The 10,461-nt window shown below is 56.6% G+C and carries 9 protein-coding genes and 1 pseudogene; 4 read left to right on the forward strand and 6 right to left on the reverse strand.

From position 1 onward, the window contains the following. Window positions 1-52: 52 nt before the first annotated feature. The 3 genes from H620_RS0107230 to H620_RS0107240 form a co-directional block, all read right to left on the reverse strand. Window positions 53-1,177, reverse strand: coding sequence for an FAD-dependent oxidoreductase (locus H620_RS0107230; protein ID WP_027907048.1), 1,125 nt, complete (start codon window positions 1,175-1,177; stop codon window positions 53-55). A 139-nt stretch (window positions 1,178-1,316) separates the two neighbouring features. Next, on the reverse strand, window positions 1,317-1,664 hold the full coding sequence (locus H620_RS0107235; protein WP_023379966.1) for a Rieske (2Fe-2S) protein: 348 nt from the start codon (window positions 1,662-1,664) through the stop codon (window positions 1,317-1,319). A gap of 3 nt (window positions 1,665-1,667) precedes the next feature. After that, complete coding sequence (locus H620_RS0107240; protein ID WP_027907049.1) at window positions 1,668-2,609, reverse strand: VOC family protein; 942 nt, start codon at window positions 2,607-2,609, stop codon at window positions 1,668-1,670. 277 nt (window positions 2,610-2,886) lie between these two features. Between H620_RS0107240 and H620_RS0107245 the strand changes: the two genes are divergently transcribed. Both H620_RS0107245 and H620_RS0107250 read left to right on the forward strand, forming a co-directional pair. After that, window positions 2,887-3,825, forward strand: coding sequence for a LysR family transcriptional regulator (locus H620_RS0107245; RefSeq protein ID WP_023379962.1), 939 nt, complete (start codon window positions 2,887-2,889; stop codon window positions 3,823-3,825). Window positions 3,826-4,005: 180 nt separating this feature from the next. Further along, entirely contained in the window at window positions 4,006-5,163 is a 1,158-nt protein-coding gene (locus H620_RS0107250) for an alpha/beta hydrolase family protein (protein ID WP_027907050.1), read from the forward strand. A 343-nt stretch (window positions 5,164-5,506) separates the two neighbouring features. On the opposite strand, the gene H620_RS0107255 is transcribed toward H620_RS0107250, so the two are convergent. Next, window positions 5,507-6,121: a hypothetical protein gene (locus H620_RS0107255; protein WP_155950774.1), complete on the reverse strand. Its 615-nt coding sequence runs from the start codon at window positions 6,119-6,121 to the stop codon at window positions 5,507-5,509. 516 nt (window positions 6,122-6,637) lie between these two features. On the opposite strand from H620_RS0107255, the gene H620_RS0107260 reads away from it, so the two are divergent. Together H620_RS0107260 and H620_RS26895 are read left to right on the forward strand one after the other, a co-directional pair. Further along, window positions 6,638-7,795 carry an AAA family ATPase gene (locus H620_RS0107260; protein ID WP_027907052.1) on the forward strand — a complete coding sequence of 386 codons (1,158 nt, stop codon included), beginning with the start codon at window positions 6,638-6,640 and terminating at the stop codon, window positions 7,793-7,795. Further along, a complete protein-coding gene (locus H620_RS26895; RefSeq protein WP_155950775.1) occupies window positions 7,792-8,289 on the forward strand; it encodes a hypothetical protein in 498 nt (165 codons plus the stop codon). The genes H620_RS0107260 and H620_RS26895 overlap by 4 nt, the downstream gene beginning before the upstream one ends. Window positions 8,290-8,640: 351 nt before the next feature. Here H620_RS26895 and tnpC read toward each other — a convergent pair. Further along, a pseudogene (gene tnpC / locus H620_RS0107270) lies at window positions 8,641-10,174 on the reverse strand (IS66 family transposase). 18 nt (window positions 10,175-10,192) lie between these two features. Next, window positions 10,193-10,461: IS66 family insertion sequence element accessory protein TnpB (gene tnpB / locus H620_RS0107275; RefSeq protein ID WP_027907054.1), on the reverse strand; the 269-nt coding region annotated here is incomplete at its 5' end.

Raw genomic sequence — 10,461 nt, forward strand, 5'->3', positions numbered from 1 at the left:
TGTTGGCGGAGAATCCGGTGCGCCAGCACGGGGGCGCACCGATTGCAAGGCGTCAGATCGGTCGTGCGGTGACATCCAGCATGTGCTTGACCAGGCCGATGCGGTCGAAGGAGGCGTCACCCTGGATCTCTTTCTCGCCGGCCAGCAGGGACTTCTCGCTGATGAACTTGCAGCGCTCGAAACGTCGGCCCATGAAGCGCTGCAACTGGGCGTCGAGACTGCTGCCTGCGGTGAGCTCCTCAGCCAGCACCACGGCATCCTCGATGGCCATTCCCGCACCCTGCCCCAGATGCGGCGTGGTGGCATGGGCGGCGTCGCCGATCAGCAACACGCGACCGCGATACCAGGGCTGGTCGACGAACACGGCTTCCAGCGGCTTGTACACGACCTCGCGACTGTCGCCGATTTGCTCGCGCAGCTCACCGATCAGCCCGCCGAATCCGACCAGGCGCTGGCGCAGGCCATCGGCCAGGGTGGCCGGCTCCATCCAGGGGTTGCCCGGCTCATGGGAGGTGGTGAACAGGTACATCAGGTCATCGGCCAGGGGCACCAGGCCGGCATTGCCTGACGGCCCCTGGTAGTTGGCCAGGTGGTCGATACCGGCAGCCCGCGGGAAGTTGTAACGCCACACCGACTGCCCGGTAAAACGTGGTTGGTACTGGTCACCGAACAACAGCTCGCGAATCTTCGAGTACAGCCCGTCGGCACCCACAACCAGCCCATAACGCCCCTGGCTACCATCGGTGAACAGCACGTCCACCCCCCCGCGATCCTGTTCGAAACTCTCCACCGAGGTACCCAGGCGCACCTCGGTGCCGAGTTCGATGGCGGTTTCGCTCAAGACCTTGTGCAGAGCGCGGCGGGAGATGCCGACATTGGCCGGGTACTGGGGGCCGGCCAGTCGCTGCCCGGGAATGCGCGCCAGCTGTTGGCCCTGGGCGGTATAGATGGCCACGTCTTCGAACGCGTAGGCGGCATCGAGATAGGCCTCGAGCAGGCCCAGGCGATGCATCTCACGCACGACATTACTTTGCTGAATGATGCCGACGCCATAGACGGTCCACTCGGTCTTGAGCTCGACCAGGTCGACCGCAATGCCCTTGCGACGCAGGGCAATGGCGGCGCACAACCCGCCGATCCCGCCGCCGACGACCAGCACTTTGTTCACAGTATTCATGGCATGTCTCACGTCTTGTTCTTGTTGTCCGCCCCGTCATGGGTGGCGGTCGTTTCCTGTGCCTGGGCACAGCTTCACGGCAGCGCCGGGCTTTGACCAATCGTGTCCTGGGATGCGACCTATCGCGCAGCGCGATAGATCAGTGGCCCAACTGCTCCAGCGGCACTAGCAGCCATCCGCCCGCCTCGTGGTGTTGCAGCACGTGCAAGGCCTCGCCGCGGCAAGGGCCGTGGACACAGGTACCGTCGTCGGGCCTGAAGCGCGCACCGTGCGCGTAACACACCACCCACTGGCCATCGGCACTGAGGAAACGGTCCTTGCGGTACTCCAGAGGCCCCCGCAGGTGCGGACACAGGTTGCGATACACCCGGACCTGCCCCCGGTAGCGAAGGGCGAACAGCGTGTCTTCGCCCTTGCCCTTGGGGTCGAAGCCGCGGGCCTGGCCTTCAACCAGCTCTTCGAGCCGACACAGCGCCATACGGCCCATGGCTCAGGCCTTTTTCGGGGGTGGGCCGCCGGGGGCCCATTTCTCCCGCGAGGTGAACAGGAACAACTGCGAGTTGTCCGCGGACATCGGCGCCTGGCGCGCCGCCCAGGCGTCGTCATGCTTGTCCATATCGGCGTCGTATTCGATGTGGCACCCCAACGGGCTGTTGAAATACCAGAACCAGTTGGAGCCGAGCAGGTGCCGGCCTGGGCCCCAGAAACTGGTCCAACCGTTCTGCTGGAAGCGCGTGCCGGCCAGCAACACTTCGGTGCCGCTGCCCATGTGGAAGGTAAAGTGCTCGCAGCCTTGCATGTGCGGCGGTGTCTGGATCATGAACAGGCAATGGTGATCATCCATGCCCGCGCTACGCATGAACGGGCCGACGCCGGTGAAGCTATCGGTGGTGACGAAGCCCAGGCGGTCGCGGTAAAACGCTTCGCCCTTGGCCGCATCTGGGACGAAGTACACCACGTGGGACAGCGTGCGCGGCAGCGCAGGCATGTCCGGGGTGATGCCGAGCTGGTTGAGCGGACGCTGCGGGGTGCTGCCCGGGGCGTTGGTCAGGTCCGCTGGCGCCTCGAAGGTACGCCGGCAGGTCACCTGGAAAGCGATGGCGAACCCCAGGTCATCGAAGGTATGCAGCGCGCCGCTGGCGTCGCGGCGCACTTCCCGGTCGCGGCCCAGTTCGTCGGCGATCGCTTCGAGGTCGGCCGGCTCGGCCACGCCATAGACCGTCTCGCGCAGCGATGGGGTCGGCCCCAAGGCCGGCGGCAAGCTTTCGTCATCGCCGCGACGGATGACGATCGCGGTCCCGTCCAGCGCTTCAAAACGGCCGCCGTCGGCGTCCAGGTGGACGGTGTCAAGGCCATAGTCACGCAGGCAAGCGGCACAGGCCTGGATATCGTCGACGCCGAACACCAGCGCGTCGAGACCAAGAATGTTCATGGCTACCACTCCATTGAAATTGTTATTAGGCGAGGCAGAGCTGCCGTCAGTGGGTCGTGGACGGCGCATCGGCCGCTCGACTGGAGCGCAGGTTGCGCGGCGCTGGGGTGGCATGACCAATCGCGAGTCAGGATGCGAGGCATCAGCAATCGCGATACCTGCGCGCAGGCCCATGGCGCCTGGCGTTGGCTCGGTCAAAGGCGGCTGGCGCTTGACGTATCGGCAATGCAGCGAGAAGGTATCGCGAAAATAACTACAAGAGCCGAGAGCTATCACCATGCGCTTTCACCACCTGGATCTGAACCTGCTGGTTGCCTTGGACGTCCTGCTCGAAGAGCAGAACATCACCCGCGCCGCCGAACGCCTGCACATGACCCAGTCGGCCACCAGCGGCGTGCTGGGGCGCTTGCGAACCTTTTTCGAGGACGAACTGTTGGTGCAGGTCGGCCGCAAGATGCAGCCCACGCCCTACGCCCTGGAACTGGCCAAGCCGGTGCGCGAGGTGCTGCTTACCATTCGATCCTCGATCACCGCCAAGCCCGTGTTCGAACCGGCGAGCAGCAAGCGTCACTTTCGCCTGGTGAGCTCGGACTACCTGATCAGCGTGCTGTTCGCCCAGGTCATCCAGAAGCTTCACCGGGTGGCGCCGCACATCACCTTCGAAATGATCAGCCCCGGCGACAACAGCGCCGAGCTACTGATGCGCGGTGAGGTGGACATGATGATCGTGCCCGAGCGCTACCTCATCGACGGCCATCCAGCCCAACTGCTGTTCGAGGAGGACCACGTCTGCGTCGTCTGGCGCGATAACCCGGAGGTTGGCGAGCAACTGACGCTGGAGCAGTACATGCAAATGGGCCACATCTCGGTAGGCTTCGGCCGCAACCGGCACCTGAGCATCGAGGACTGGTTCATGAACCAGTACGGCTTCAACCGCCGCCTGGAAGTGATCACCAACGACTTCAACACCCTGCCCCAACTGCTGGTGGGCACCTCGCGGATCGCTACGATGCACCGCCGCCTGGCCGAGCTGTACGCCGGTTACCTGCCCCTACGCATCCTGCCGCCACCGGTGAGGATCCCGGTGATGCGAGAGTTCATGCTGTGGCACCGCAGCATGGACGGCGACCCCATGCACCGCTGGCTGCGAGAGCGGATCTGTGACTTCATCCAGAGCGCCGAGCGACAGCCACAAGCCCTGCGCGCCACCGCCTGATCCGTAACCATCGCCCCGGCTAGCGCAACGCAGCCGGGGCATCGCGTTTGGCGATACCTTGCATCCCCGATCACGATTGGCCTCGGCCTGTCTTGTCTGCGTAACGTGCTGTCGAACCGCGCCCTGCGTGCCTGCCGCAATAGGGGCGCCGGACTCAACGACCGCAGAAGGACAACAACAATGTTCCGTTACTTCCCCACCAATTACGTCTGGAACCTTTCGGTGGACCTGGCCATCGAGATGGGCGCCCGCATGGGCGAAATCGAGGTGATGTGCGCCCCGCTGCAAGAAGCCGCCAAGCAACCCGACGCCGCCGGTACCCAGGCCTTCCGGGAAACCTGGTCGAGCATGGCCGACAAACTCTGCGCCCTGGCCGAGGAAGACGAAGCCGCCGGCCGGCGCCTGTCCGCTGGCGAGAAGTACAACCGCGCCGCGACCTACTACCTTACCTGCGAACGCCTGCAGGCCCACGCCGCTCCAGGGCGCGCGGCGCTGTACCAGCGCTTTCTGGAGACCTTCGCCCGCGGCATCGACCTGTCCCGGGAAAACTGCGAACGGGTCCAGATCCCCTACGAAGGCAAGCACCTGAGTGGTTTGCTGGTTCGCGCAGAAGGCGTCAGTGGCCCGGCACCACTGCTGGTGCAGGTCAATGGCCTGGACTCGACCAAGGAGATGAAATACCGCGTCGGCCTACCCACCTGGCTGGCCAAGCGCGGCGTGTCGTCGTTGATCATCGACCAGCCCGGCACCGGCGAAGCGCTGCGTCTGCACGGCCTGACTGCACGCTACGACAGTGAGCACTGGGCCAGCCGAGTCATGGACTGGCTGGAAACCCGCGACGATGTCGACGCCAAGCGCATCGGTATGGAAGGTGTGTCCTTGGGCGGCTACTACTGCCCCCGCGCGGTGGCCTTCGAGCCGCGCTTCGCCTGCGGGGTGGTATGGGGTGCCAACCATGACTGGCGCGACGTGCAGAAGCGCCGACTGGAGAAAGAAGGTGACTTCCCGGTGCCGCATTACTGGGCGCATGTGCGTTGGGTCTGGGGTGCCAAGGACATGGACGATTTCATGCGCATCGCCGAGAACGTGCACCTGGATGGCGTGCTCGATCGCATCCGCGTTCCGTTTCTGGTCACCCACGGCGAGCAGGACTCGCAGATCCCGCTCAAATGGGCGCACCGCACCTACGAGCAACTGGTCAATAGCCCGAAACGCGAACTGAAGATCTTCACCGCGCGCGAAGGTGGCGTGCAGCACTCAAGTTTCGACAACAGCATCAATGCCGGGCACTACATCGCCGATTGGGTCGCGCAGACGCTCGGCGGGCGCACTGCTTGAGGCTTTTCGTGGTGTTAGGCGCTGCGTTTTGATGCTGGTTGAAAACGTGGGGGCATAAAAAAATCCAGTCACCGTTAAGTGACTGGATTTTTTAGGGATTTTTGGTCGGGACGGAGTGATTCGAACACTCGACCCCTTGCACCCATGCAGCACACCAAAAACCGATAAGTATTTGATTTTGAAGAATAAATAGCCGACAGGTGATCACCAAAATATAGGCTTTTCTAGATTTTTGCAAACGGAGCCATACGGCCTACAGGGGTGGTTTTGCGCGCCCGCCCCCTGCGCTTTGCTACGCAAAATCCCTACCCAGGGAGCACCACTTTGCCGTGCCAGGCTTCGCCTAATCTACATCACAGCTCTCTTCCAGATGCCTCAAACGGCTCTTAGCTTCCTGCCTTCCGCTATTACTAAGCGTCTCAACCTCAAGTTGATAAATTTCAACACCACTATCAATTAACTTCACCACACGTTTATCGTATTTTTCACGACCCCAATCTCTTTTTGAAAAATACAACGCATGGAATTTGAACTGATCCCTCAAAGTGAAGCACCAGCCTTCCTTCTCCTTTAAGCTTACCAACCCCAATATTTCCTCAGCCGAATAAAGCAAGAACGAAACATAATTCTCATACTTCTCATAGAGCTCACACTTCTTAGGCTTCTCGCATTGCTCTACGTGAGAATTTAAATCTCCGTCCAACAGAATCTTATTAAACCTTGGATTACGAAGCGGATAAGAAGCTGCAGAAAAATCAGGATTGGCAAAGGCCATCGACAAAAAGTCCTTGTACACTCCTTTTGCAGAAGCTTCCTTTGACTGCTCTAGCTGATTGTAAGCAACTAAAGCAGCACCGACCGCAACGAACGCCATAACTACAGTTGATAAATTCGCAAAAGACTCCAGAAGTTTACTCGCCACAGAAGACAGCTTCCTCAAAAAATCACAACCACGCACCACCACCCCTCCAGATCTAATAAATTTGAAAACCCGCAGCCCCTAATCAGCGGGGCTTGAGGACCGAGTTCGGATCCGAACCGGCGCAGACGGACTTGCAATCCGCCCTGCATTTCCTTGCATTTCAGCAGCTTACGATCTTTTCAGTTCCGCATAGAAGCTTTTTTAGCAACGCTGCAGCCCTTTAAAATCAAGGGGTATGGCAGGAGTTGCGGAACTGATTTTCGCGCCTGGTCAGCGGTTTTCAAGAACGTAGTAAAAGTGCCCAAACCATGGGTCGCCATAACCGGAATCGATTCCAAAATAAAGACGAAACGGCACCGCTGCAGGCTCCGTACTTCAAGGGTCGCCGTTTCAGTTTTGGAAGCGAATCTGAAGCTTGGCGCCTCCAAAGGCACCCACTCGTCATCGAACCCGGCTGAAGCTCAAACCAATGAAAAAATCCTGGCATCACCGGGAAAAATGTCTTAAGCTGATTTCAGGACGAATCCGTCATGAAATCGCATTAGGGTACATATGATTTTATCTTTTGGCGCAAAGAATTTTTGGTCTTTCAAAGATGGATTTGACATTTCTTTTGAACTTAATTCAAAGGTTCCAAAAAATGTCTCCATGGGAAGATCAATGGCATCAGTTATAGGTGTCAAGGGGGCAAACTCTTCTGGCAAAACTCAAATCTTAAAAGCGCTAGACTTTTTTAACTATCTAGGCCATCGCACTTTCATCCCCAACCGTAACAGTATATTTGTAGAAAGTTTTTTTGACAACGACGACCCAATAGAACTTTACATTGAATTTGAAACTCACTCCATAAGGTACACATACGAGATAGAGCTTACAAAAACAGAAATCTTACGCGAAACAATCTACAAAAAAAAATCTAGAAAAACGCCTATCATCGAACGCATTAAGAATCAGATTACAAAAAAGACCGCAGAGTATACAGAGCTCGATCTAATAACACTACAGCCACATGCATCTCTAATCAATACCGCACCTAACTTCAAACTAGAAAACATTGGTAGCGATATTGACAATATTTATGAATTTTTTGGAAAAATCCGCGGCAACGTAGGTGCTCGGGGCGCCCTTACAGATGCGGAAATTTTTTGCCATAAAGAGGCCAGCAAATATTACTCGAATGTTCCCAAAGCTCTTGAGTTCACAACTAAAATCTTAAAAAAATGCGACCCAGTTATAACTCGCATAGAAATCCTCAATCGCACTGACGACGAAGGGAAACGTGAGTACTTTCCAATATTTTACTGTGAAAACATTCAATCCAAAAAAAACTGGCTTACCATCTTCGACTTATCGGATGGAACCCAAGCATTATTTAAGCGCCTAGTCCAGTACTGGACTGTCCTACATGCTGGTGGAGTGCTGGTAATGGATGAGTTTGATACCCATCTTCACCCCGAATTACTACCAATTCTCGTCGATCTATTCACAAATACCGATACAAATCCAAATGATGCTCAATTCATATTTACATCGCACAATCTTGAGATAATCGATCACCTTGGAAAGTACAGAACTGTATTGGTAGACAAAGTCAATGGAGAGAGCTATTGCTACCGCTTGGACGAAATCCCTAGCGAAGTGATACGCAATGATCGCCCCATCTCAAACCTATACAGAGAGGGTAAGTTGGGTGGGGTGCCGAAACTATGAAGTATAGCAAAAACAACCCTCACCGCAGAAAGTTCATAGACACATTTCCGACGAGCACTCTTGAAGAACACGACATTGTTGTCCGCAGCAAATATAATTTTTCATTTTTCGACGACTCTCAAAATGCAGCAGTGAGCTTTTCTGATTTAGACCAGGCATCGCTTGCGGGTTTATTTGAAAAATTAAAAAATTTCTCTAGAAACGATCTGAATTACTGGAGAACTCAACGCTGCGGGGGTGGGGGTCTCAAAATACTAGCCGATTACGGAGACTTCCCTGAAAACTCAGGATTTCTTAGGCCGAAACATGTCCCAATGGGCGTGAATTGGGCTAGGTTTAGGCTTGAAAACATGACTCGTCTAGTTGGTTTTACTATACCTCCCGAGACTAACAAAAAGATCAAAGGCCTTTATGGCTCTGACTTCGATTCAAACACATTCTACGTAGTCTTCGTGGATTTAGAGCACCAATTCTACATCACTGAGCAAAAATGAGACGACAGAAGTATGTATGTGTGCGTGCTCTCACCACATACTCCCACTTTATTTTTCAACCTGTACAAAAAACTGTACTGGCTGGTTGTATGCCCATCCGGCAAGTTCAGTAATGCAGCAGTAGTGAGAAATGAACGCTAGGCCGCGCCGTTTGCGGCCTGTGAATCGAACCTGTCTAATACGGTTCAGCTAGTTCCGGCAACTTTCGCCCAGTAAAACCGAGATGTTTTTGAGCGGTTTTAAACAGCCGTAACCACCCTCCTCCGGCGTTCTGCCGACCTACTCCCAACCCCTATCGGATTCATCGTAAGCGCTCCATAAACCCCACCCAACCAAAGATGGGCAGCGCACCTAGCTGTGTATTTGAGGTGTGCAATTCCATTGGAGTAGCGCTTCGTAGTCTTCCACTGAGCACGCCTGCGGCAGGCGTTCCAGTGCGTGGCGCAGCCACGCATAGGGTTCTTGGCCGTTGGCTTTGGCCGTTTCTACCAAGCTGTAAAGTTGTGCGCTGGCAGTGGCACCTTTGGGCGTGTCACTGAACAACCAGTTCTTTCTCCCGATGACAAACGGGCGGATCGCACGCTCGGCCGCGTTGTTGTCCATCGGCAAGTAGCCGTGCTCGACGTAGCGTTCCAATTTGCTCCAGTTGCTGGCCAAGTAACCGATGGTCTTGCCCAAGGCATTCTGCGTCGTGACCTGAGGTTGCGTTTTCTCTACCCAGTTTTTCAGCTGAGTCAGCAATGGCAGGCTGCGCTCCATGCGGGCAACCTTACGATCTTCGTCGTCACTGTCCTTCAAGTCGCGCTCGACGCCATAGACCTTATTGATCCGGTTCAATGCGATGTCAGCGCGTCCTGTTTTGCCCTTGGGCTGTACTTTCTGCGCTTCGACGAACTTGCGGCGCGCGTGCGTCCAGCAGCCCAATCGCTCCAGTCCGTCCTGTGCAGCCAGCGCGTTGTAACCGGCGTAGTCGTCGGTCATGACATAGCCGCGATAGTCGTCCAGCAGGCGCACCGGCACCTCCTGCGCTCGGCTGGTGGCGTAGTCGAAAAGGATCACTGGCCGATCAGGTGGGCCGCCGGTTTGTACCCACATCCAGGATTGGCTGCTGGGCTCACGCCCCGGCTCTTTCAACACCTGCACACGTGTTTCATCGCAGTGGATGATCCGACTGTTCAACAGGCTTTCGCGCATCAGATTCAGCAGCGGCTGAAAGTGCTCGCTGCATTGAATCACCCAGCGTGCCAGGGTTTGGCGCGGGATATCGATACCGTGACGCCCCAGCACTTTTTCGAAGCGGTGAAGCGGCAAGCCGTCTACGTATTTGGTGGTCAGCAGCATGGCCAGCACACTCGGGCTGGCCATGCTTTTCTCGATCATCTGGGCGGGCTTGTCCGCCGTTACGGGCGCTGACTCGCAGTCCCGGCAGCCGTACACCTTGCGAACATGTTTGATGACGCGAATCTGCATCGGGACGATTTCAAGCTGTTCGCTGACTTCTTCACCGATGGCATGTTTACGGCAGCCACAAGCGCAGGTCAGTTCATGCTCGGGCAGTTCGTGGACAACTTCGATACGCGGCAAATCAGCTGGCAGCGGCTTGCTGCTTGCCACGGCGTTTGGTTGGCGCAACGACTTCTTCGTCGTCAGCCTCATCCAAGGGCTCGGCCAGGCTTTCCGCTTCGTCGAAGAGTGGCAACTGTGGTGTCGCTGCATCGCCAGTCTGCTCGGTCTTGCGCCCGAACAAGCGCTGGCGCAACAGCGCAACTTCCTCTTCGAGATGAACGATCTTGCCCTTGTCGGACGCGCGCTCGTTGATCATCTGCTCAAGCAGTTGCTTGAGCAGAACAGGATCGTCAGGGAGGTTCTCGGGCATGGAAATCATGCCGCGGATTATACCGAGTCAGGCGACGTATCGAGGCGTCAAAACCTGATGCGGACGGTTGCGCCAGAGGTCGAAGCCATCGAGTAGCCAGTTCAGTTCCTGAACGGTCAGGACAATGGCGACGTCAGTCGGATCGGGTGAAGTTTTGAAACGTTCGGACTCCAGGCGTTTGAGCCAGAGGCAGAAGCCGTTGCGTTCCCAATACAGGATCTTCACGCGGTTGCGCGGCTTGTTGAGGAAGACGAAAAGCACTGGGTCGAACACCGCCACCTTGATATCGAGTTCGA

The organism is Pseudomonas taiwanensis DSM 21245, assembly GCF_000425785.1.
In the GTDB taxonomy this organism is placed as follows: Bacteria; Pseudomonadota; Gammaproteobacteria; order Pseudomonadales; family Pseudomonadaceae; genus Aquipseudomonas; species Aquipseudomonas taiwanensis.

Excerpts from the sequence above, each read along its gene's own strand:
- H620_RS0107230 (WP_027907048.1), bottom strand. The coding sequence starts at position 1,177 with ATGAATACTGTGAACAAAGTGCTGGTCGTCGGCGGCGGGATCGGCGGG.
- H620_RS0107235 (WP_023379966.1), bottom strand. The coding sequence starts at position 1,664 with ATGGGCCGTATGGCGCTGTGTCGGCTCGAAGAGCTGGTTGAAGGCCAG.
- H620_RS0107240 (WP_027907049.1), bottom strand. The coding sequence starts at position 2,609 with ATGAACATTCTTGGTCTCGACGCGCTGGTGTTCGGCGTCGACGATATC.
- H620_RS0107245 (WP_023379962.1), top strand. The coding sequence starts at position 2,887 with ATGCGCTTTCACCACCTGGATCTGAACCTGCTGGTTGCCTTGGACGTC.
- H620_RS0107250 (WP_027907050.1), top strand. The coding sequence starts at position 4,006 with ATGTTCCGTTACTTCCCCACCAATTACGTCTGGAACCTTTCGGTGGAC.
- H620_RS0107260 (WP_027907052.1), top strand. The coding sequence starts at position 6,638 with ATGATTTTATCTTTTGGCGCAAAGAATTTTTGGTCTTTCAAAGATGGA.
- H620_RS26895 (WP_155950775.1), top strand. The coding sequence starts at position 7,792 with ATGAAGTATAGCAAAAACAACCCTCACCGCAGAAAGTTCATAGACACA.